The sequence below is a fragment of the Paenibacillus sp. ClWae2A genome, from assembly GCF_032452295.1.
Taxonomy (GTDB): domain Bacteria; phylum Bacillota; class Bacilli; order Paenibacillales; family Paenibacillaceae; genus Paenibacillus.
The window spans coordinates 52,493-76,361 of sequence record NZ_JAULSQ010000002.1; the positions used below are offsets into that span (position 1 = coordinate 52,493).

At 47.6% G+C, this 23,869-nt stretch carries 22 protein-coding genes; 4 read left to right on the forward strand and 18 right to left on the reverse strand.

Going from position 1 to position 23,869, the window contains the following annotated elements; genetic code table 11:
- Positions 1-73: 73 nt before the first annotated feature.
- The 11 genes from QVE09_RS06130 to QVE09_RS06180 form a co-directional block, all read right to left on the reverse strand.
- Complete coding sequence (locus QVE09_RS06130; RefSeq protein WP_315936139.1) at positions 74-799, reverse strand: LutC/YkgG family protein; 726 nt, start codon at positions 797-799, stop codon at positions 74-76.
- The gene (locus tag QVE09_RS06135; RefSeq protein ID WP_062833994.1) at positions 789-2,306 is read right to left on the reverse strand and encodes a LutB/LldF family L-lactate oxidation iron-sulfur protein; all 1,518 of its coding nucleotides are present in this window, start codon (positions 2,304-2,306) and stop codon (positions 789-791) included. The genes QVE09_RS06130 and QVE09_RS06135 overlap by 11 nt, the downstream gene beginning before the upstream one ends.
- Positions 2,303-3,031, reverse strand: a complete 729-nt coding sequence (locus QVE09_RS06140; protein ID WP_017688927.1) for a (Fe-S)-binding protein — start codon at positions 3,029-3,031, stop codon at positions 2,303-2,305. The genes QVE09_RS06135 and QVE09_RS06140 overlap by 4 nt, the downstream gene beginning before the upstream one ends.
- Positions 3,032-3,315: 284 nt before the next feature.
- On the reverse strand, positions 3,316-4,077 hold the full coding sequence (locus QVE09_RS06145) for a DeoR/GlpR family DNA-binding transcription regulator (RefSeq protein WP_315936140.1): 762 nt from the start codon (positions 4,075-4,077) through the stop codon (positions 3,316-3,318).
- Between the two features lies 1 nt (position 4,078).
- Positions 4,079-5,572 carry a rhamnulokinase gene (locus QVE09_RS06150; RefSeq protein WP_315936141.1) on the reverse strand — a complete coding sequence of 498 codons (1,494 nt, stop codon included), beginning with the start codon at positions 5,570-5,572 and terminating at the stop codon, positions 4,079-4,081.
- A gap of 234 nt (positions 5,573-5,806) precedes the next feature.
- A complete protein-coding gene (locus tag QVE09_RS06155) occupies positions 5,807-6,322 on the reverse strand; it encodes a DUF2500 family protein (protein WP_315936142.1) in 516 nt (171 codons plus the stop codon).
- A 110-nt stretch (positions 6,323-6,432) separates the two neighbouring features.
- Positions 6,433-8,235, reverse strand: coding sequence for an oligoendopeptidase F (gene pepF / locus QVE09_RS06160; protein ID WP_315936143.1), 1,803 nt, complete (start codon positions 8,233-8,235; stop codon positions 6,433-6,435).
- 368 nt (positions 8,236-8,603) lie between these two features.
- A complete protein-coding gene (locus QVE09_RS06165) occupies positions 8,604-8,963 on the reverse strand; it encodes a winged helix-turn-helix transcriptional regulator (protein WP_036608849.1) in 360 nt (119 codons plus the stop codon).
- 267 nt (positions 8,964-9,230) lie between these two features.
- Complete coding sequence (gene hxlB, locus QVE09_RS06170; protein WP_036670572.1) at positions 9,231-9,794, reverse strand: 6-phospho-3-hexuloisomerase; 564 nt, start codon at positions 9,792-9,794, stop codon at positions 9,231-9,233.
- Between the two features lie 4 nt (positions 9,795-9,798).
- A complete protein-coding gene (gene hxlA, locus QVE09_RS06175; protein ID WP_036670570.1) occupies positions 9,799-10,431 on the reverse strand; it encodes a 3-hexulose-6-phosphate synthase in 633 nt (210 codons plus the stop codon).
- Positions 10,432-10,804: 373 nt separating this feature from the next.
- Positions 10,805-11,887: a lactonase family protein gene (locus QVE09_RS06180; RefSeq protein ID WP_036670568.1), complete on the reverse strand. Its 1,083-nt coding sequence runs from the start codon at positions 11,885-11,887 to the stop codon at positions 10,805-10,807.
- A gap of 214 nt (positions 11,888-12,101) precedes the next feature.
- On the opposite strand from QVE09_RS06180, the gene QVE09_RS06185 reads away from it, so the two are divergent.
- On the forward strand, positions 12,102-13,031 hold the full coding sequence (locus QVE09_RS06185) for an AEC family transporter (RefSeq protein ID WP_315936144.1): 930 nt from the start codon (positions 12,102-12,104) through the stop codon (positions 13,029-13,031).
- Here the strand turns inward: QVE09_RS06185 and QVE09_RS06190 are convergent.
- From QVE09_RS06190 to QVE09_RS06210, 5 genes are all read right to left on the reverse strand, one after another.
- On the reverse strand, positions 13,009-13,599 hold the full coding sequence (locus tag QVE09_RS06190) for a DUF2062 domain-containing protein (RefSeq protein WP_315936145.1): 591 nt from the start codon (positions 13,597-13,599) through the stop codon (positions 13,009-13,011). The two genes, QVE09_RS06185 and QVE09_RS06190, sit on opposite strands and share 23 nt — an antisense overlap.
- A 58-nt stretch (positions 13,600-13,657) precedes the next feature.
- The gene (locus QVE09_RS06195; protein WP_076327802.1) at positions 13,658-14,116 is read right to left on the reverse strand and encodes an OsmC family protein; all 459 of its coding nucleotides are present in this window, start codon (positions 14,114-14,116) and stop codon (positions 13,658-13,660) included.
- A gap of 20 nt (positions 14,117-14,136) precedes the next feature.
- On the reverse strand, positions 14,137-14,904 hold the full coding sequence (locus QVE09_RS06200; protein ID WP_315936146.1) for a DeoR/GlpR family DNA-binding transcription regulator: 768 nt from the start codon (positions 14,902-14,904) through the stop codon (positions 14,137-14,139).
- A gap of 137 nt (positions 14,905-15,041) precedes the next feature.
- On the reverse strand, positions 15,042-16,172 hold the full coding sequence (locus QVE09_RS06205) for an NADH-dependent flavin oxidoreductase (protein ID WP_315936147.1): 1,131 nt from the start codon (positions 16,170-16,172) through the stop codon (positions 15,042-15,044).
- A 187-nt stretch (positions 16,173-16,359) separates the two neighbouring features.
- Complete coding sequence (locus QVE09_RS06210) at positions 16,360-17,037, reverse strand: SOS response-associated peptidase (protein WP_253434311.1); 678 nt, start codon at positions 17,035-17,037, stop codon at positions 16,360-16,362.
- Between the two features lie 226 nt (positions 17,038-17,263).
- Between QVE09_RS06210 and QVE09_RS06215 the strand changes: the two genes are divergently transcribed.
- Positions 17,264-17,785, forward strand: coding sequence for a zinc metalloprotease (locus QVE09_RS06215; RefSeq protein WP_315936148.1), 522 nt, complete (start codon positions 17,264-17,266; stop codon positions 17,783-17,785).
- 44 nt (positions 17,786-17,829) lie between these two features.
- On the forward strand, positions 17,830-18,501 hold the full coding sequence (locus QVE09_RS06220; RefSeq protein ID WP_315936149.1) for a hypothetical protein: 672 nt from the start codon (positions 17,830-17,832) through the stop codon (positions 18,499-18,501).
- Between the two features lie 150 nt (positions 18,502-18,651).
- Here the strand turns inward: QVE09_RS06220 and QVE09_RS06225 are convergent, their stop codons facing one another.
- Positions 18,652-19,518: a helix-turn-helix transcriptional regulator gene (locus QVE09_RS06225; RefSeq protein WP_315936150.1), complete on the reverse strand. Its 867-nt coding sequence runs from the start codon at positions 19,516-19,518 to the stop codon at positions 18,652-18,654.
- A 169-nt stretch (positions 19,519-19,687) separates the two neighbouring features.
- Between QVE09_RS06225 and QVE09_RS06230 the strand changes: the two genes are divergently transcribed.
- Complete coding sequence (locus QVE09_RS06230) at positions 19,688-21,682, forward strand: beta-galactosidase (RefSeq protein WP_315936151.1); 1,995 nt, start codon at positions 19,688-19,690, stop codon at positions 21,680-21,682.
- 110 nt (positions 21,683-21,792) lie between these two features.
- Here the strand turns inward: QVE09_RS06230 and QVE09_RS06235 are convergent, their stop codons facing one another.
- Positions 21,793-23,703, reverse strand: a complete 1,911-nt coding sequence (locus QVE09_RS06235) for an AraC family transcriptional regulator (protein WP_315936152.1) — start codon at positions 23,701-23,703, stop codon at positions 21,793-21,795.
- Positions 23,704-23,869: the final 166 nt, after the last annotated feature.

Consider the following 23,869-nt stretch of genomic DNA (forward strand, 5'->3'; position numbering starts at 1 on the left):
TGCCCTCAGCAGACTAATTCTGCATCTAGGACAGTTATTAAAATCATGATTGGCCATCACGCTCAACACACCGTTAACCCATAATCAAACCATATACAATACCTGGTCCATGTACGCCAATGGTTAAATCATTTTCAATATCGGAAGAGCGGCTTGGCCCTGAAATAAAGTGGATGCCTGCCGGAAGATTCTCTCTTCCCGCTTCGTCAAATCGATTCAGCGTCTCACCCAGTCTGGTGTACAGTCGATCCACTGGAATAATGATGATGAGTACCGTAGGCAACAGACTCACTGACCGACCTTTTTCCGGTGAAGAAAGTACAGTGACCGAACCTGTGTATGCTGTTGCATAATCCGCCATGACCACACCGATATCAGCCTCAGCTGCACGTGCCCTCCAGTTCTCATCCGCTTGACTATTCCAGACTGAGATCTGCACATCCGGTAACTGCCCTTCCAATCCGAGATCTTTTAACGCCTGTTCATTCTGACGAATGATATATTTCGCACTCAGCTCATGCGATTTGTTGGCAATGAATTGAGACACTTCTTCCATGTTCTGAACCCGGGCAATGTGGGCGCCTACACTCACAAAGTTATCTGTAAATGCTTGAATACGCTTCTCTTCATCCCATTCCAGCTCAGTCCAAAAGTCGGGTGCTCCTCGAAAAGGTTGGGTCGGCGCATGTCGTTGCCTTGGTCTTCTCAATTTCGAAGCGATGTCGTTCATGAACTGCTCCTGTTGCTCCATGGACTTCTTCTCCAATTGCGCGAGCCATTGCTGATGTTCAGTGACCATGCTTATCCTCCCCTTCCTCTCGTTCACGAATAATCTGCTCCATGCGGCTGCGAACGGAAGAATTCATGGTTGGTTGCTCCTGGTTCAATTCCTGATCCAGCTTGTTCCATTGCTGACGGAAAGATTTCTTGGCGAGACTTGGCGCAACCCGATAATTATTCCAGCCTTTGAGTGGACCCAGCTTGAGAGAAATGCCGTTGTTGCGTACAACTGCCTTCTGCCCGATCTGTCCCAGACGTATGGCCGCACTGAAGCGTTTCGAATTGGAAACCACGGCAGCAAAACCCTTCATGCCCATGCTCTCCATTTTGTTTCCATGACCATCCTCTACCTTGCGTCTGCGTAAATAAACGAGCATATCATGCAGCGGAATTTTGACCGGACATGCTTCATAGCAGGCTCCGCAAAGACTCGAAGCACCGGCAATATCATTCCATTCATCAATGTTGCCATTGAGTGCAGGTGTCAGTACCGCGCCAATCGGACCACTGTATGTTCCACCGTAGGCATGACCTCCAATATGGCGATATACCGGGCAAGCATTCAGACAAGCACCGCAGCGAATACAATTCAGCAGTTCTTGAAATTCGGGATCACCGAGCTGAAGGGATCGACCGTTATCCACGATAATAATGTGCATTTCATCGGGTCCATCCGCATCCGCTGTTCGGCGAGGACCTGTGATGCCTGACATGTACATTGTTAATTTCTGACCTGTTGCAGAGCGCGGCAACAAGGTTGCCATGACCTCCAGATCCGTCCACGACGGGATGATCCGCTCCATGCCCATGAGTGTAATCTGCGTTTTGGGAACAGTGGATACCATACGGGCATTGCCTTCATTTTCGAACAAAACCATGGAACCTGTCTCTGCAATCGCAAAATTGCATCCAGTCATGCCGATATCCGCTTCGAGGAATTTCTCGCGCAGCTTTTTGCGAACAAATCCGGCAAGTACCGTCGTGTCCGGCTCCAGAATTTCACCCGCTTCCTTCGATAACAACTCTGCGATCTGATAGCGGTTCTTATGGATGGCTGGAATGACAATATGAGAAGGGGCTTCGCCTGCCAGCTGAATGATGTATTCACCCAGATCGGTCTCGATGGCTTCAATGCCCGCCGACTCCAGCACATGATTGAGATGTACTTCCTCCGATACCATCGATTTGGATTTCACCACCGTTGAAGCTTGCTTATGCGCCGCAATATCCAGCGCAATCGCCGCTGCTTCCACCGATGTATCTGCAAAATGAATATGAACCCCGTTCGCACGGGCGTTATTCACAAATTCATTCAGATAATAATCCAGATACGCAATTGTATGCAAACGAATCTGACGGCCACGTTCCCGCCACTCATCCCAGTTTCCATGTTCTTCTGAGGCAGACTTCTTCCCGTTACGCAATCGTTCAGTCGTGAATTTGACTGCTTTACGCAGAAAATCATCATTCAAGGCCAGTCCGGCACGTTCTTTGACCGTAGTATCCATAACTCCCGGTTGGCTCATCCTGTTCGCACCCCCTCATACAGTAGTTCCGCCAGATGCATCACACGCACCGGTTCATTCCGATAACGAAGATTACCTGCGATATTCATCAGACAGGCCATGTCCAGACCAACCAGTACTTCGGCTTGTGTCTCTTTGACATGATCAACTTTCTCCGTCACCATCGCTCCTGAAATATCGGACATTTTAATGGCAAACGTACCCCCGAACCCACAGCAATCCTCAGCAAACGGCAGTGGAACCAATTCCAGTCCTTTCACCTGAGAGAGCAGCGCCATCGGTTCATCCTTTACACCCAGTAGACGACTGCCGTGGCAGGATGGATGATAAGTTACTTTGTGGGGGAAATGTGCGCCCAGATCGGTTATCCCGAGTACCTGAACGAGAAATTGAGTGAATTCATAGGCTTTCGCTTCCAATCGTTTTGCCTTCTCCAACCACACTGGTTCATCCGCAAACAGCTCGGGATAATGATGAATCATATACGTACACGATCCCGAAGGACATACCACAAAATCACTGTCGTCGAATGCTTCAAGAATCGTTTTTGCGGCTACACGAGTCTCATCCCAGTACCCGCTATTGTAGGAAGGCTGACCGCAGCAGGTCTGCACCGGCGGGAAATCCAGCCGAACGCCATGAGCGGCGAGCAATCTGACCATGGCCTCCCCCACTCGGGGATAGATGGCATCGCTGAGGCAGGTAATGAATAAGGAGACCTTCATAATTACACGCTCCTATTAACTGATTAGTAGATGAATTAACTAAGAATATTGACTAAGAATATTTACAATGAACACTCCGATGACAGAATAACCTTCCGATCGCTGTTATCCCCAGATTTTTTAATTTACTTTTTAAAGGGTAAAATCCGGGGATAAAGGCGCAGTATATGCTTCCGATGCAGCTTTCTTTCAGAAAGCTTTTAGCTTCGCTTCTTCAAGTTATTTCTGTCCTCTACGTTTCGTGTAAATGTTTAGTTCAATTTATATAGATAAAATATAAAATCTTAAACCGTGATGATACCAATATCGTATCCGCTCAAACGGTCGGTCTGTTCAGCCTCCAATGGCTGATCGGTAACGATCGTATGGACTGCATTTAACCCGGATACCCGGGCAAAAGCACGGACACCAAATTTACTGGCATCTGCAAGTAAGATGACTTGATCGGATATGCCAACCATCTTCTGCTTCAGCCTTGCCTGGAGTTCATTGGATTCACTGATTCCGCCACCTTCGAGATGTACACCTTTGCACGACATGAACATTTTATCCACGTGATACGTTTCTAGAGAACGCTCCGCGAGCGGCCCAACAAAAGACAACGAGCGAGATGCCAACTGCCCCCCTGTTGAGATGACCTCAACCTTGTCACGGCTGCTGAGTTCAGTGGCGATTTGGATCGAGTTGGTTAAGACCGTCAGCGGAAAATCAGGCATGTTCGCCGCCATATAACCTGCCGTTGTGCTCGCATCCAACAGAATGCGATCACCCGGAATAATCATCGCCAGAGCCGCTTGCGCAATCCGCTTTTTCTCTTCCACATGGGTTGTCTCCCTGATCCGGTAAGGGATCTCCGGTTGATCTTCCTTCACACTCACGGCACCACCGTGAGAGCGGCGCAGTCGACCTGCCTGTTCCAGCCGATCCAGATCCCGCCGGATGGTTTCCTCCGTCACCCGGCAGCGCTCACTAAGCTCGGATACACGCATACTGCCCTTTACATTCACCATCTCCACAATTCGGTCATACCGCTCGGCTGCCAGCATGTTACACCTCACTCCCCGCTTGTGAATTAGATGAAGCCGTCACACGCAGAAATCTGCCGTAAGCTTCTTCCCAGATTGACCTGTCCTGCGGCTCATACGCAGTTACCGGAAATGAATCTCGAATGGCCTTACGGGCTTCCCAGATATCTTTAAAAGCTCCGCTCGCCATCCATTGCACAGCCATATTCCCGATGGCACTTCCCTCTGCCGGACCTGCCCATACCGGCTTGCCAATGGAATTTGCAGTCCACTGACATAACAGGCGGTTCTGGATACCTCCACCGACCATATGCAATCCGTTGAACGTCTGACCCGACAATTGCTCCGTCCATTCCAGAACTCTTCTATACTTCAATGCAAGACTCTCCAGAATTGCCCGGCCAATTGCCCCCTGATCCTCTGGTACCACTTGCCCTGTATCCCGGCAATACTGACGTATTCGGGTCGTCATATCCCCTGCTGGCATGAACAGTTCATCATCCGGATCAAACAAACTGGCAAATGGAGGTGCCTGTTCCGCCTTCGCCAATAAGGCATCGTAGCTAATTCCCTGCCCTTGGCGATCCCACTCTCGCATGCTTTCCTGCAAGATCCATAAGCCCATAATGTTCTTGAGCAGACGGAATGTTCCACCCGCCCCGCCTTCATTCGTGAAGTTCAATGCCAGACTCTGGCTACTTATCGCAGGATGAACTATCTCCGTACCCATCAGGGACCAGGTCCCACAGCTCAGATAAGCAAATGAACGTTCCGTTGCAGGAACAGCCACAACGGCTGAACCCGTATCATGCTCCGCAACAGCGATCACGGGAATCGGGGAAAGTCCCAGATCGTTACAGATACTGCTTCGCAATTGTCCAACACGGGTACCTGGCAGCACAGCTTCACCGAACAGTTTCTCCGAAATGCGAATATGTGCCAGCAACTCACTGTCCCACTGACCCGCCAATGGATTGTATAATTGTGTTGTGGTTGCATTGGTGAACTCATTCACCGCTTCTCCTGTCAGGAAATAACGTAGCAAATCCGGAATCATGAGAAAACGCTCTGCTTCATGAAGTAACGGGGAACCGCTGCGTTGAAGCATCGCCAATTGATACAAGGTATTAAAGCTAAGAAACTGAATCCCTGTACGTTCAAAGATTCGCTGAGAGCTCAGCTCTTGGCGTACCTGATCCATCATGCCGTTAAACTGTGTATCACGATAATGATACGGGTTACCCAGCAACTCCCCATTACTGCCAAGCAAACCGAAATCAACACCCCAGGAATCGATCCCCAGGCTCTCCGGCTTTTCTCCCTGCTGTTTCACAAGGGTAAGCCCTTGCAACAATTCATGATGCAATCGCAGAATATCCCAGTGCATCCGCTCGCCAACCTTCACCGGTTCATTCTTGAACCGATGAATTTCGCTTGTTTCGATCCCACGATCATTCAGATGTCCCAATAGCGCTCTCCCGCTCCCAGCGCCCAAATCATAAGCCAGCACACTCACCGCGCTTCACCAACCTTTCGAACCCATCCTATTTTCCAAACGGTATCTCTTGATTCAGTCCGTAACCCTGTACTTTATTCTGTATTTATTGTTTGTTTGTTTTTGTTTAATACTGTTTTACTTTATTTTACGAGTATATCACCATTGTAAGCGTTTGAATACCCTTCGGTTTTTCTTCTTTTGGGTATACCAAAAACGACTCTCTCCCACCTGGGAGGAGCCGCATTTCTTTTTTCACGTATAAAACTGACCTTTGCTTACCCCCGACTGGGGCTGTATATCTCTCTCAAAATGCTTGAATCGTGTCCCCTGATACGTCAGCATCCCTCTATCATTTTCCACCAACATGCCATAATGATTTCCACCAACAATCAGTTCAATCCGCTCACCATTATCAAATTCAAATGTAACATAATAACGGGTCCTCGCACTGCTATCCCCGCTACCACCTGAGACTTCCGTTCGTTTGGCCACCACCGCTGAATGCAGGGTTAACAAAGCCGTTGCATTATTTGATGACCACGTGCGTACCCCTGAGATGATGGCATATACAATCACACCCGCAACAATAAGAAATACGGCACCAATAAAAATGGAAACAAACGCACCCATGGCACCAAACTCATTCAATCCCGAAAAGAAACCACCCTGATTGCCTTCAAAACCTGGTACTCCATTCATGTCATCAAACACGCCAAAGCCGTCCACGCTTAATCGGCTCATCGATGAGGACACGCTCGTTAACGCCATTCATCATCGTTCCTTTCCCCTTGCAAAATAACATGCACCGCCCCCCACTCAAGGAAGGCGGTGCATGCAGACAACCCGTTCTGCCTTGTCCGTATACTATATGAACCAGATCAGGAATACAGACGTTCAAGTTCGTCGACCAGACTGCCGACATAAGCAACCGCAGAACGAATCGGCTCAGGTCCGGACATATCCACACCCGCAAGCTTCATTAACTCCTGTGGTGTGAGACTTCCACCAGCTTTGAGTGCTTCAAGCCAGCGATCTACCGCAGGCTGCCCTTCTTCCCGAATCTGCTGTGCGGCCGCAGTGGAAGCCGTCAAACCTGCTGCATAGGTATATGGATACAGTCCCATATAATAATGAGGTTGTCTCATCCACGTGAGCTTGGCTCCTTCATCAATTACCAGATCAGGTCCCCAGAATTCGGAAAGGATGTCTCCTTTGAGCTGACTTAACGTCTTCGCCGTAATCGGCTCATCATTGGTTGCGCGTGCATACACCCTGCGCTGCAGTTCACCTTCCAGCAGATGCGTAACGAAGTTATGGTAATACGTATTCAACAGTTGCAAAATGACCCAACGACGCATTCTCGGATTATCGGAACGTTTCAATAGATGATCTGCCAGCAGCATTTCATTCATGGTCGATGGTGCCTCAATGAAATAAAGAGATGGCCTTGTATTCGTGAGCCGTTGGTAACGTCCCGCAAGCATGAAGTGGCCTGCATGCCCCACTTCATGGGCAAGCGTAAATGCTCCGCGCATATTGTTCGCCCATGAAATTAAGATATAGGAGTGTGAACCATATATAGAGGAGCAAAATGCCCCTGTGGATTTGCCTGCATTATCTGCGTAATCCACCCAGCGATCACTGAATGCGCGCTCTACGATCTCGACGTACTCCGGCCCAAGCACATCAAGTGCTTCTCGGATAATTGTGCAAGCCTCATCATATGTAATGGCAGGGCTAAATTCAGGATCAAGCGGCGCCTTCAGATCACAAAACATCAGCTTGTCCAAACCAAGCTCACGTTTCTTGAGAGCCGCCAGTCTGCGCATATGAGGTGCGAGTTCCTGCTGGATAATATCCAGAATATTATTGTACATCTCTTTGCTCACTTGCTGTGGGCTGAGAAGCATATCTGTAACATCGTCGTAACCACGCAGCCTAGATAAAACAACCTGCTTTTTCACCTCGGTTGCATAACCTTCTGCGAACGTATTTTTGTAATCATTTAATGTCGAGCTGAACGCAGCATAAGCAGAACGGCGCAGCTTTGTATCGGACGACATCTCATAATTATTTTCATAGAATGACCAGGACAGTGGACGGTTATTGTCCTCTCCATCGAGGGCATCGTCAAACGTCATGTCTGCCAGTTTACCGCGCAGATAGATACGGTATGGCGAATCCAGTACCTCTCCAAGTGAAGCGAGTACCTTCTCGGTCTCTGGCGTGAGCCGATGTTTTTTTTCATGAATCAAACGTTCCAAACTCCGCGCATACGGTTCCAATCCCGGAAGTTCTTCAAGGTAACGTTCAACGGTTCCCTCCGGCAGATCAACGATCTCCGAATTGACAAAAGACAAGGACGACGACAGATTTGATAGGATATCTCCTGCTTTAGCTGAATTCTCAATGTTGACCGGGTTGGTGCTGTCCTCTGACTGCTTCAAGCGGGCATAAGAAGCCGTCTTGCTGATACGCTCCTGCAAAGCTTCACCCGCATCCAGACAAGCCAACAATTGTTCAGCTCCTTCGCCCAGACGTCCTTTGAACGTTTCGATCTGGGCAGCAGCCTCAGGAAGTGATCGAAGCTCCTGCTCCCACTCTACATCGGTTACAAACAAGTCTCTCAGATCCCAAGTGGTTTCTGGGTTTACCTCAGCACGTGTACGTATTTTTTCCATCTTTAGTTGTCATCCTCCTTGCATTTTCCAATATATCTCATCGTATCATAATCGGTTTATGTATACATGACATCTGCAAATAATGAGACTTTTGGTATAGATTTATGGTAGAACAGACAAATGGATTACTCTTTATTACTCCGCTGGCAGAATAGCCTTTCGATCGCTGTTATCCCCGGATTTTTTGATTCACTTTTTAAAAGGTGAAAATCCGGTGATAAAGGCGAACGCTTCGCTTCTTAAGTCTATTTCTGCCCGCTGCGTTTGGAGTAAACTATTGATCCTCTGACCAAAATTTAAAAGTAACTAAAAAACCGCTGGTTATGGAAGAATCCATTTAACCAGCGGTTCATTGTGAATCTTACTATTTAGCTTTCTTTCCAGATTACATTTTCACCGTAATTTTTACCCCAGTTATACATCGCGTGCAGGACGGGCATCAGGCTCTGACCGTGATCGGTCAACGTATATTCCACCCGAGGAGGGACTTCTGCATACACCTTGCGCTCAATCAACTTGTCTTCCTCCAGCTCACGTAACTGGTTGGTCAGCATCTTCTGGGTAATATGAGGGATTAGGCGTTTCAGCTCACTGAAACGTTTGGTACCTTCCAGACCCAAATGCCACAAAATAATCAGTTTCCATTTGCCACCGATCACCGCAAGGGTCAGTTCCTTCTCACAGTTGATTTCTTTCAGATTAATCCGTTCCTTCACTTCGGATGCCATAGCTCCGAGCCCCCTCATCTTCAATCTTATATCGCGTATATTACGCATATCACGGGAACACTTCACACGAAGTAAGCTTTCCGCTCCATGCACGATGTAATAAGTACATTCATTCGATACAGCTATCTATTAATTCTACTACAGCCTGGTCGGGATGCAAAGTTTAAGTGAAAATTACGGATAAAACCTATACACGTGAATGACTGTGTATCGCAGAAAAGACCAGAACCCTTTACAATCAAAGGATTCCGGTCTTTCATCTATTCACTATTCCAGGTTCGCGTGGCGGCCAAACATATCCGCTCCGGTCATACCCTTCATTTCCATCATCGTAAGGATGAGAGCATCCATGCCGATTAACAGTCCCTGTTCGAACAACGAGCCCATCGGCTGAATGGTTACATCCGCTCCGGAAGTTGCTGTGTCCTCTTTGGCTGAAGCTGGAAGACGCACTACCGTCGTTGCCAATTGTCCAATCGTGGACTCTGGCTTGATCGTAATCAGACCGACAGGTGCACCTGCCTGACTAGCTTTCTGAGCCATCGCTACCAGACTGCCTGTTTCTCCTGAGCCTGAGCATAACAAGAGAAAGTCCTTCGAGCTGATCCCAGGTGTAACGGTCTCACCCACCACATATACACGGAGCCCCATCTGCATCAGTCTCATGGCAAAAGCCTTTCCCATCAGACCTGACCGACCTGCTCCAGCCACAAAAATCTGTTCCGCAGCCAGAATGTGTTCAGCCATCGCTTGCATCTCTGCATCGTCGATCTGGCTTAGCGTACGTTCCAGCTCCTTCAAGATGTCAGCTGCGTACTGTGTTTTGCTCATCTGCTTACCCTTGTTTAACGAGACGTTGCATTTCAGCTGCAACTGCGGCTTTATCCGCTTGTCCTGTAATACCGCCGCCTACAATAACCAGATCCGGTTGTGCTTTGATCACTTCTGGCAAGGTTTCCAGCTTGATTCCACCAGCGACAGCCGTTTTAGCATTTTTCACTGCAGCTTTAATCGTTTGCAGATCTTCGAACGGGCTTTGTCCTTCAGCTTGCAGATCATAACCTGTGTGTACACAGATGTAATCTACGCCAAGCGCATCAATTTCACGAGCACGTTGTTCAAGGTTAGGCACGTTGATCATGTCCACAAGAACTTGTTTGTTTTGTTTCTTCGCTTCTGCTACTGCACCTTTGATCGTACTGTCATTGGTTGCCCCAAGCACAGTGATCAGATCCGCACCAGCTTCAGCTGCTTTCATGATTTCATAACCACCAGCGTCCATGATTTTAAGGTCTGCAAGAACTTGCAGATTAGGGAATGCTTCTTTCATCGCTTTAACCGCGTGCAAACCTTCATTAATAACGATTGGTGTACCAATCTCAACGATATCAATATATTGTTCAACCTCTTTAACCAGTGCGATACCTTCAGGGATGTTTACCAAGTCAAGCGCCAATTGCAATTTCATCATTTATTTCTCCTTTGTTGTTCAAGTATGATTCGTTCCTGTAAAAATAATAATCAGATAATTAGCCTGCACCAATTTGTCTATTCAGATGCATGCAGTGTTTGTTTTGGCTACTCACTCATTGTAGACCCTGACTATCCATTTAGGAAGTACGCACTTTGAAGTGAGGTAGTTACTTGGACGATACTATTGATAATTATTCGTTGTTAGGTGAATAATATGACGGGAGTAATCCTCTGTTCCAATCCGCTTACAATAGAACAGCAGCCTGATTATCACGTTTGGTGTTCAATATAAAAGACCCCGCCACATGGCAGGGTCGTTATCGTTATCATTTTCAATCCAGCCAAGGCTGGTTTAGAAATTTATAATATTACAGATATACAGGCTTCACGCATACCGGTTTGGATACACCTGTGCTGTGACCTGTGTATTTCAGGCGTCCGCTCTCCTGATCTACCGTAAATGTCACGAGGTTGTTTGTATCGCGGTTGGCTGCGATCAGCAATTTACCGTTAGGTGTCAGAGCAAAATGACGCGGGTGCTCACCTTCAGCAGATACATGTTCAACCAGTGTCAGGTGACCTTTGTCTGCATCTACTGCAAATACAACGATGCTGTCATGTCCACGGTTAGAACCATATACATAACGTCCATCATTGGAAACAGTGATTTCGGCTGTTGTATTCTCTTTGCCATCATATCCATCAGGCAATGTGGATACTGTAGACAATTCAGTCAACGTACCCGCTGCTGCATCATATTTGAACGAAGTAATGGAAGAATCCACTTCATTGATAACATATGCGAACTGACCATTCGGGTGGAACGCCAAGTGACGTGGGCCTGCTCCCGGATGTGTTTTGGTTTCACTGTGCAGCACAAGTTCATTCTTGTCTGCATCAATGGAATAGATCGCGATGTTATCTGCGCCCAGATCCTGTACCATCATGTATTTACCATCCGGGCTGAAGAATGCGGAGTGCACATGTGGCTTGTCCTGACGTTCAGGATGCGCACCTTGTCCTTCATGTTTCTTCTCGTCCAGAAGCGCTCCAACTTCACCGTTATCCGTCAAGGCTTGCAGACCTACCAGGCCACCGTGGTAGCTGGACAGGATCAAGTATTTGCCGGAAGGATCACGCTGGATATGACATGGTGGAGCTGAAATGGAGTCATTCCGGTTCAGCAACGTTAATTTTCCTGTAGAAGGATCAATGCTCAGAGCTACAGCTTCAGACATTTTGTTGCCTTCAGCTGACGCTGTTTCACCAATCGCATACAGTTTGTTTCCTTCAGCATCCACGTTGACAAACGTTGGGTTTTTAACACCCGCGATGCCGTCAAGCTTGGACAAGCTGCCTGTATCCTCATTCAATTCATATGCATAAATGCCCTCATTTTCCGCTTCGGCGTAAGAGCCGGCCAGTACGAGCAAGCGTTTTGATTCACTCATTACAGTTTCCTCCTCTATGTGTATGTAATCTTGTTGCACCTCTTCTATAATAAATCTGCCATATCAAAATAGCAATCCGCTGTCGCTGCACATCAGGGAAATCCTTAGTTAAGCAAGGCGATGACTACACATCATCATACTGAAATCCATTCATATGAGATGCATCTTCTGCTATGATAAGATAGGTTTTTCATCCAGAAGGGACTGAATTGCATTGCTTCACTCATTTTTACTCACGTTATACCATGTGTTCTTGCCGATATCACTTCCCGTGATCGGAGGTATTCTGTTAAAATGCTTCAAAAATTGGGATACCCGGTCGCTCTCAACCTTTTCCCTTTATATTTTGAGCCCTGCGCTCATCTTCAATACATTGCTGCATGCAGAGATTACCTGGACGGACGTCACCAGCACGTTCTGGTTCTCTATTATTAATCTGATTGCTCTGTGGGCACTCGCCGAGCTGTTAAGCCGGATTTTCCGTCTGGGTGCAAGCGAAAAAGCGGGTCTCACCCTTGTCTCCACGTTTACGAACTGCGTGAATTACGGGCTCCCGCTTGTACTGCTTGCCTTTGGTCAGCTTGGACTTGACAAGGCTTCCGTCTACGTCATTGGACAGATGATCATTGTTAATACGGTAGGTATCTTTTTTGCCGCGCGATCCGAATTCACGGTGAAAGATGCGATCCTGTCCGTTTTCCGCATGCCATCCATCTATGCTGCTGGCATCGCCATTGTGCTGCGTGCGTCCAATCTGAGCCTGCCTGAAGCGCTGGATGGAGGGATCTCCATGCTGGCTGCGGGTTACTCTCCTGTCGTTCTCGCCATTCTGGGAGCACAGATGCTCAGACCAAAAGGTGCAACGGTACCTTGGTTGCCCAATGTACGCCGAGCTTTCTGGACCGGGCTTGTGGTCCGTCTCGCGGCTGCGCCAATCCTGTCCTGGCTGATACTTACCGCTCTTCAGGTCGAAGGTACGTTGTTCAGTGTGCTGCTGATCCTCGCATCGATGCCGACCGCAGTGAACGCCGTTATTTTGGCTGAACAGTTCAATGCTTCTCCGCAGTTTGTATCCCGCTGCATTCTGTGGACCACCGCTGCATCCATGTTGATGCTGCCCATTATGATTGTGATGGCTTCCTGATTAATACCGGAGGTGATACCGAAGCGATATCCGCTTGTCGGCGTTTCTCCAGCCGGCGTTCGTAACGCCGGTTGAGCGCTCTGACGTAAAAGTATTTTACGACAAAGTACGAAATCACACCCAGAATGACACCGAACACGGACATGCCTGCCAGAATATCCAGTCCACCAAGCAACAATTCACTCACGGCCGACCAGTTTCCACGAAACAGCTCCATGAATGCACTTTCATGTACCAGCCCCTGTCCCATGCTGTGAGCCGGCAAAATCCATGAACCAATCTGTTTGGCGAGTGGCATCAGAATAATAGGTAAAAACGTAAGTTTCCCGATCACATTACCAACAATCGCTGCTGGCACCGAACCCCCAGACAGTCGCACAATCGGATAAAATACAAGATATATCAGGGAAGCAGTTGAGATCACAATCAGTTCCAGTCCGAACCCTATGGCAAATCCGGTAGATACTTTATGGGCACCTCCGGGAGCACGTAACAATTTGAGAAAATTCAGCTTTATAGCACGTGTTAAACGTACCCAGCGGTTAGTCTTGCGCTTCTGTGTGTTCATACCGAATTACTCCTTATTTTACACAAATGACAACTTGAATTGTCTATTCTTCAGTATATCACACCGGATTAGCTCCTGTAGTAACAATGACCGGTTGTGTCTCCATCTGGACATTACCTGCCACCGCTCGGGAGATCATACAGGAGGATTCAGCCTTGTGCGCCAAGCGCTCAGCCTTGGTCAGATCCGCCTCTGAAGCATCTTGGCTGAGCACAATCCGGGGTCTATGTACGATCCGTTCGTAAGTAAATACGTTATTTGTAACATCTACCGTAGCTTCCGATTCAAGCGTTAATTCATCCGGCGTAATATCCGAACGCTCCAGCATCGCTGCCAGCGTGATCAGGTAACAGGTGGAAGCTGCACCAAGCAACATCTCGTCCGGGTTAGTTCCCGTACCGGGTCCGCCCATCTCCTGCGGAATCGATATGACCGTTTTTAATCCACCTGCATCAATAGTGCCCTCACTGTTACGTCCACCATTCCATACCGCTTTCAGATGAAAAGGATGTTTCATGACATTCATTCCTTTCTTATTTACACACGTATACACGTAATATTCTGCTCAATCAATGCACTAACGTGGTCTTCATCTACACCCTGATCTGTAATCACTTTGCCCACACTGCTCATCTCAGCAACTCTGGTAAACGCCTGTATGTTAAATTTGCTGGAATCTGCAAGTAAAATGACCTCATCCGCAATATGGATCATTTTCTGCTTCACCAAGGCCTGTAATTCATTGGATTCACTGATGCCTTTGGTCAGATGTACTCCTTTGCAAGACAGAAACACTTTATCCACATGATAAGCATCCAGCGAACGTTCCGCCAGCGGTCCTACAAAAGACAATGACTTCGAAGCCAATTGCCCACCTGTAGCAATCACACGAATCTGTTCCTTATTACTCAGCTCTGCGGCAACCTTAATCGAGTTGGTTAATACCGTCAGTGGAATGTTCGGCAATCCTGCCGCCATATACCAAGCCGTTGTACTTGCATCCAGGGCGATCCGGTCGCCGGATTCCACCATTTTCACCGCTTCGCTTGCAATTCTGCGCTTCTCTTCTGCATGGGCTATAGCCCGTTCCGGATACGGAATCTCCGACTGTAACTCATCCTTGTATTTTACGCTGACCGCCCCGCCATGGGACCGTCTGAGTCTGCCCGCCTGTTCGAGCTTGTCCAGATCACGACGAATCGTCTCTTCCGTCACTCCGCAGCGCTCACTAAGTTCGGTCACACGCATGCTGCCTTGCGTATCCACCCATTCCACTATTTTCTCATACCGTTCAGCTACGAGCATATTCCTTCACTCCAAACCGTTGATTATCCAGTTCATCCTGTTCATCCATCATACCACAGAGCGATGACAAGAAGAATCTGGACCATGTGCAAAAAGAGGGAGCTTTCGCCCCCTCCATTCCAGTTCTGAAGTGTATCTTATTTATCTTCTGCCATAGGGAACCAGCCCGGTGTGTGGATGATTGCATTCCACAACCCGTCAGGGATAACCAGACGTTCCTGATCGGATTTGGTCAGAATCGTCTCGATATCTTCTTCGCGTCCGCTCTCGATTTTCTCAACCCAATCCGGTTCAATAATCAACTCACGTCCAATGGCAAGTAGCGGTACTCCCGTTTGGAGCGCCTCTGCGGCCTGATCAGCCGTATGAATCGAACCTACGCCAATAATAGGCAATTTGCCGTTCACACGATCCAGGATGAATTCCATTCTTGAACGCGTATCAGCTTCGCCACGTCTTGGCTTGGACCAGAATTCGTTCAGGGAAACGTGCAGGTAATCCAGGTTTTTATCTTTAAGCGCATCCACCAGTGCATACGTATCTTCCATTGTGAGTCCAGGTGTTTCCGGTTCTTCCGGGGAGAAACGGTAACCAATGATGAACGGCAGTTTGGTATGTTCGGCAACCACTTTCTGAATCTCATCCACTACAGCAAGCGGGAATGTCAGACGTTTCTCGACACTACCGCCCCAACGGTCTTCACGTCGGTTGGAATGTGGGGAGAAGAACTGCTGGATCAGATAACCATTAGCACCGTGAATCTCAACACCATCAAATCCGGCTTCGATGGCACGACGTGTCGCTTCACCAAAGTCTTTAATAATAGAATTAATCTCGGCATCGGTCAATTCTCTTGGTTCAGGCGAACCTGGACGCTCACTTGCAACCGCACTAGGAGCAACCACTTGACCCGCAGGTACAGCCTGTTCAGGCGTAAGACGGCCCGCATGGAAAATTTGCAATACGGCAACGGAGCCCTGTTGTTTCATGGTGTCAGCCAGTTTCTTCAGACCAGGAATGAAGCGGTCATCATAGACGCCAAACTGAGACGGGAAACCAATGCCATGCTCTGTTACATGCCCTACAGCCGTAATCGACATGCCAGCACCACCGGTGCGACGTGCATAATAAGCAAGTTCAGCGTCGGATATCGTACCATCAGCATTCGAGGACATATGAGTCATGGGAGCGAGCACGATACGGTTTTTCAGTGTAATACCAGTCGGCAGTGAAACTTGTTCAAACATCTGGTTAAACTTTGGATTCATTCGTGGTTCCCTCCTGATTATAAATATCTCTTTTAATAGATATATGAATATGTGCGTTCACTTACTGTAATGATTATAGTTACGTTTCACTGCAATTGCAACTTTTCATTTTCTGAAAGGAAAAAAAGAGCAGAGTGTCTCCAGACTCTCAGCCCTCTTCATATTCTTCACATCATCCAAAGGATACTCAGAAACTCCGAACGTAAGCCAGCTTCTGATCCATCTCTTCCACGCATTCGTAACAATCGTGTTCATCGTTGGCGACCATTGGGGTGACTGGATACAGATTCATCTCTGTACTGTTATACGATTTTAATAGCGGTAGCAACTGCGTCACCCGTGTATTAGCCGGATCAAGCCAGGTGTTGATCTCTTCTTCGGAGAGGATGGCTGGCATTTTGCTACCAAACTCACGTGTGACCATGTTCGCACCTGTCATAAGCATCGTGCAGGTCCGAAGCGGCTCTTTCCGTGTGTCTTTCCATACTTCATATAAACCAGCAATCCCAAACAGGCCACGATCCGGCATAACAACACGAACCGCATAACTTTTTTTGCCCTCTTGCCGCCAGTAATACAATCCGTTGCAAGGAATGACGCAGCGTTTGGTCTCTACCAGTTTGTAATAGGAAGGATTCTCATGCACCGTCATGAGGTTTGCGTTAACGGCATCACGCCCCCAGAATGGAATGAACCCCCACCGGAACTCATCCAATACACGCTCACCATCCTGATGCAAAATAATCGGCGTATGCTGGGTTGGGCTGATATTGTATCGGTTTTTGTAATAATACATCACTCGCTGAATCTTGAAATGATCTCTGACCTCGTCCAGATCGGCTGCCAATGAAAAACGGTTGCACATGCTCAAGCACTACCTTCCCTGTGTAAGTTGGATGTATTGTTTGTAACTTTAGGGAAATTATGCATGCACATCGAACAGAAAATGACTTATTTTGACACCATTGTGGTCGGATCAAGATATATTTCATGTTTTTCACGACAAAAACAACGACCTCGGACTCATTTCAATCTAACTATTCCTTGTTACTATAATAGAGATTAAAATACATTTATTGGAGGTTTTAAGTATGAAAAGGAAGTTTTTGATGAGCATCATGTTGTTCTCAGCGATTGCGATGTTCGGCAGTACGATCTATGCGGCAACCTTTCTAACCTACGGTTATCCCAGCACCACCATCCCCATTCGTACGTATAATTACGCCTCCGCATGGCAGACTCCCATGGATGCTTCCCTTACCAACTGGAACAATGCAGGTGCCAAAGTTCAATTCACCAAAACAAGTAACTCCCCAAACACCATCACCGCAGGAAACTTCAATAATACAGCATATGGTGTCAACTACGCCTCCGTATCCGGCAGTCAAGTCGTAAGCTTCCGCATCGAACTCAATGCATCCACGATCACCCCTGACGCGACGAACTTATCCAACTTCATTCAAAGCGTATTTGTCCACGAACTCGGACACTCCATCTGGCTCGGTGACAATCCAACAACAAGCAGTCCTTCCATTATGTCTTACACCCGCAACCGCAATTCCATGACCCAACCCCAAACTTTTGATATCAATAACGTAAGATCCAAGTACTAATCCGCTACGAACTTATCCCAAAAATCCAAGGAGGATTCCTATCCATGAACAAAAATCGAGTATTAACGCTGCTTCTCTCTTCCATTGTCATTCTATCTGCTGTTGGATGTTCTTCTGTCACACCTACCGCGTCCCCATCCGATGCACCCATGACCATTATTGCTACTGAAGATTACCCGAGTTATGCCAGCATTGGCGACCTGTCCGAGAGAGCAAATACGATTGTGAAAGGCAGTGTTATTGAGACTCGTGTGGAAGCTTTAAACGATATCGTACAAGTTACCGATGCTGCCAATGAAAACGAGTTAAACCCCGCGGCGAATCCGGGCGGAGAGCCATCTTCTTTTGACAAAATCTATACGATCCACACGATTCAAGTCGCTGAATCCTACAAGGGCGGTTACACTGCCGGGGAAAAACTTGAAGTGAAGCAACTTGGCGGACAACTAGGCAACACCGAGATTATTAATGATGACAGCCTCAAGCTGATTCCTACCAAAGACTACGTACTCTTCCTGGAAACGTATGAAGACACCCCTGCCAGCCTGCTCAACTCCGTTCAGAGTCTCTACGTGATCAAACCTGCCGCCAAGTCGAACCAGCCAGGTCAGCAACAATCACAGTCAGAAGTCATTGTGAGCGCAAACCCCGAGAATGACCTCACACTGCAACTGGAGGATTTGCAAGAAATCCAAAACGAACAAAAGAGCGAATAAACTCTTATACGGCAATCATACTGTTAGTTCATCCCCGCACAGACTCACAGACTGCAAATCCCCTTCTACTGTTCAGTCATACATAAGAAGATGAAAACCGTGCTGCTCAGCAAACTGGGTAGCACGGTTTTTTTGGAGTTTCATGTGGATTCAATCCTCCGTTGTTATTACATCTCCCTTTCCCCCACTGCCTAAGCTATAGAGCAGCCTGAATTGCTGCGGGGTCATTCCGATGTAAGTTCGAAACATACGAATAAAATAACTGCTGTGTGTGAAACCACATTGGGAAGCAATCTGCTTCACAGTCAGATCTGAATCTGCCAGACTTTTCTTCGCCGCCAGCATACGGCAGTCCAGCAGATATCGGCCTGGGGGAACCCCCATGATGCTTTTGAACATACGATTAAAATAATACACACTGTATCCCGCTGTATGTGCCATGTCGGCAAGACTGAGCGGTTGCGTACAATGACGACGGATGTAATCGGCCGTTGAACGAATTGTATCCTGATGACTCAGTAAAGACGTCCCCGCCAGTGACTCCGAATTCCTCGTAAGTTCTGCCAGTAATTCATACAACACAGCAGACAATCTGGGTTCATGTACACTCTCATAAGTTCTACCAAGCTGGCATAATTGTTCATGCAACGCCTCGAAGCGTTCGAATCCCGAAAATGAAAACAGCCACACCTTGTCGGGACTGCGGAGGTCCAGCAATCGCTCCAAATCGTAGGCTTGCAGATGAATCCATCTGACATCCCAAGGGTCGGAGGGATCCGCATAGTAATGCTGGGCCTGCCCTGGTGCATATAAAAAACCTTGTCCAGCCATTAACCGGACGTTTCCCTGTTCTGTTCGGACATATCCCTGTCCACTGAAAATCAGATGTAAATTGTACTCCCGTATCCCATCTGGACGATGCTCCCCATGCTCTGGATCGATATATCTTCCATAGGCCACTGGATAACAGGTATACCCGGCGAATCCCGGCTCAGGCATAAACCAATGTGTTCGCATATGTTCAACTCCTGTTTACGTATAGAATATGGAGATATTGAATAGCAAGATCATGATATGCTGTCGCAACATGTTGTTATATTCCCTTGTTATTATCCAGTATACAATGAAATAGACTTGTACAGGATTCACAAGATCATGATGCAGATACTAAAGGAGAACAACCGATATGAATATAAACCCTCCCGTGCAAATGGGCGTTGATTATTATCCAGAACATTGGGACACTTCCCTGTGGGAACAGGATGCCCGTTTAATGGCTGACAGTGGAGTGCGCATTGTGCGTGTGGGTGAGTTCGCCTGGAGCAGAATGGAGCCGACAGATGGACAATTCGAATGGACATGGCTTGATCAAGCGATCGATACCTTACATCGTCATGGCCTGCAAATTGTAATCGGTACACCAACCATGACACCGCCACGCTGGCTTACCGAAAAATGTCCTGATGTCCTGCCTGTGCTTCCACATGGTCAACCGTATCACGAAGGAATTCGGGGTCATCGCTGTTATAACAGTCCCAGTATGCGAACGTACAGTGCAAGAATTGTGCAAAAACTAACCGAGCGTTATGCCGAACATCCGGCAATCATCGGCTGGCAGACCGACAATGAATTCAGCTTCACGGATTGTCAGTGCGCCGCTTGTGCGGATGGTTTTCGTGAATGGGTTCGTGCTCGTTATAACAGCCTGGATCAGCTAAACCAAGCCTGGGGGACTGTGGTCTGGAGTGGTGAATATAGCGATTGGGAACAGGTTACGCCGCCGTATGGAGGCTCCTCTTTCCAGAATCCTTCATTCCTGCTGGACTACTCCCGCTTTCAGTCGGATTCCATTGTGGATTTTCAACATATTCAGGTCGAGATTATTCGTCGCAATTGTCCTGAGCATTTTGTCACCCATAATTTTCACAGTTATCCGCAAAAGGCGGATCAGTATAAAATCGGTCAGGAGCTGGACTTCGCCTCCTTTGATTATTATCCGAACCCTTCACCGAACAAAACAGATACCGCGCCGTACAGCGGTGCACTCTCATTGGATCTGACACGCGGCATTAAACGCCGCAACTTCTGGATCATGGAGCAATTGAGCGGCCCTCCGGGATGCTGGTTCCCGATGTGGCGTACACCGCAGCCCGGCTTCCTGCGTGCTTACGCTTGGCAGACGATTGCTCGTGGAGCTGATGCGGTTGTACATTTCCGCTGGCGGAGTGCAACTGTAGGTGCAGAACAGTTCTGGCATGGACTGATTGATCACAGCAACGTTCCGGGGCGACGCTTCAAAGAGTTTCAACAGCTATGCACCGAAGTGAACCTGCTCAGTGAACGCCTACAAGGCTCAACATTGCATAATGAAGTTGCCATTCTACATTCGCATGATCAATTGAATGCGCTTCGAATTCAGCCGCAAGCCGAAGGACTGGAATACTATGAAAATATGAAGATCTGGCATCGTGCATTAACCAAATTGGGTATCAGTACGGATGTTATACACACTTCGGAGCCACTGGATGGCTATAAAGTCATCATTGCTCCGCACCTGTACCTGCTGGATGCGACTACAGCTGAACGTCTGCAAGCTTTTGCAGCGGCCGGAGGCACCTTGGTCTTAACCCATCGCACTGGTGTCAAGAACGACAACAATGTCTGTGTCATGGCTCCGCTCCCAGGTCTGTTGTCTGACTGTAGTGGTGTGCGGGTTACCGAGTATGATCCTGTTGGCGGTGATACTGTTCAGATTCGTGATGAACAAGGCCGTCTCTATACCGCTTCCCAGTGGGTGGATGTATTGGAACTGGACACGGCACAGCCGGTCGCCGTGTATGCGGATCAATTTTATGCCGAAAGTGCCGCTGTCACTAAGAATAACTGGGGGAAAGGTGAGGTCTATTATGTGGCAACCCAGCCGAAAGAAGTGTATCTGAGCCAGTTATTGCAAAGCATCGCAGAAGGCTGTGACCTTCCCGGAATTCAGTCTTTGCCAGATGGTGTACAGGTGACCACCCGCTCGGGTCCAAATGGAACGTTCCGTTTTATTCTGAATCTGAGCCCAGAACCTGCCTCCATCGAAATCAATGCTTCATATACCAGTGCACTGGACGGGAAACCTAAAGGCCCTCAGCTGGAACTGGACGGTTATGGAATCGAGATCTTGGAAATCCAATAGACGAGAAGTATCACAATCAAGACACATGGATTCAAAAAAAAAAGGAAAAAGGCCTGCTGTGCATTTGAGATGCACTCGGGCCTTTAACTATGCACAGGAACCGCCGTTCCTTATTTAGACGGTGTATTAAGTCCAACAATCCATTCGGCCAGATCCTGTGTTTGTTTCAGCAAGGCGATGGGGTCACGGAACCAGGATTGTCCTTCCGTCCATATGTACACTTTTCCATTTTTGATAGCAGGCAATGAACCCCAGATCGGATCTGCCTGAAGCTCTTTCAGCTGAGAGTTGCTGGTCAGCACAATGTAATCTCCAGCGTATTTGGAGAGCAGTTCTATGGAGAATTCATGATAGGCGCCCTGCATCAACTCGGATGGAATGTTCTTTGGTGCTTGCAAGCCAAGCAATTCGTAGATGTTTCGCCCTCCTCGGCCCGACTGATTGCCAAAAATGAAGACTTGGCGATCATATTCCTGCATAACGGAGAATGTAGCGTCAGCTGGAACAACGCTCTGCACCTCCTGCTTGATTTTGACAATCTCCTCATCAAAATCAGACAGCCACTTCTCTGCTTCCGCTTCTTTGCCAAGGACTTTACCGAAATAATTTACTTCATCCTTCAGTGTCGGGAATGTGATGGACGCGATCGAAACGGTCGGAGCAATCTTGCTATATTTTTCATAAGCCGCCTTGTCCGGATTCAATGTAATAATGAGATCAGGTTCCAGCTCCATCAATTGTTCAACGGAATCCCCTATGGTCTCAAGACCACCCAAGTGTCCTTCCAGATAAGGGCTGTTCATCAGAAATTGTCCTCCACCTATCGGTTTGACACCAAGAGCAAGCACCGTTCCCAGATAATCTATGGCAGCAACTCGCTCGGGATGTGCAGGAATCTCTACCTCACCAAAGGTCGTATTTACCATTTGCGTTTCCACGACTGCCTGTTGTTCGGGTTCAGCCGCAACTTCGGATGTTTCTACCCCCTGCTGGGCTGTTCCACAAGCACTCAATGTGAGTACAAGCGCAAGCGACATAATCGCTGCTTTAAAATGGTTAAACATGTTGATTTCCTCATCTCCCATATATTGATAATGATTATCATCATCAATTAAAGGATAACGTTCCTCTCCTCCTGTTACAATGGATTCATTTGTTGCATTTAATGTACTTTTCGAAACTAATTTCGAGTTTTCCTGCTGCTTCAACCGATATTGCCCCGGTGTGATACCGGTCTCTTTTTTGAATATACGATTGAAATAAAATGGGTCCATATAACCCACATACGCAGCAATCTCCTGTAATGAAGCTTCCGTGGACGCAAGCAGACTCTTCGCCTCACCCATTCGTAACCGAATCACATATTCTGTCGGTGTACATCCCGTCTGTTCCTTGAATTTACGTGATAAATATTGCGGACTGTAACTCAAGGACTGGGCAAGCGAATCAAGTGAGATCGATTCCCGGTAATGAGCTTTGATATATCGCAAAACCTGATCGGTAAGCGAAGGCTGTTGAACTTCGTTAAACATGCGACTCCGCTGTAACAAGACAAGCTGTACCAGTTGAAAGAAGTACACTTTGACCTGAATTTTGCCTACTCGCTCCTGCCCTGACCAACATTCATGTATGTTCCGCACAAGCTCATGCAGCTCAAGTGTATGATCCGGCACTGTCGCCCAGGACTCTTCAAACGGATTACGCTGGTTCAACATCATTCGGTACTCCACAAGCACGTTGGAGGGCAAGGTTGATTTGTACAAAATCAGATGCACCTCCATAACCCCTGTCGTTTCAAGTGTCAGACGTCTTCCTTTTCCCCCATGCAGCAGCAAGAACTGGCTTGTCGTCCATACCTCTTCATCCAGCCAGACCTGCCCCCTGCCTTGAACATACACAAATGCACTGGTCGGTAACACATAATTGCGTATGAACTCGTGTGTTGCGAGTGATATAAGACGCACATCAAGCACGCGAACCTGAACCTGATCCCACAGCTTGATGTCATTCTGAATTCCCATATAAACTCCCTCTCCTAAGCGATCAAACACACACCATACCTTGGCATTGTGACTAAAAACCTACCTATAATTGATAATGATTATCAATTATAACAATGATGGAAACATCTTTGAAGCCTACCTCCGCTTTTTGTTAGATGCCGCAAAATAAAAAACGATCGAAATC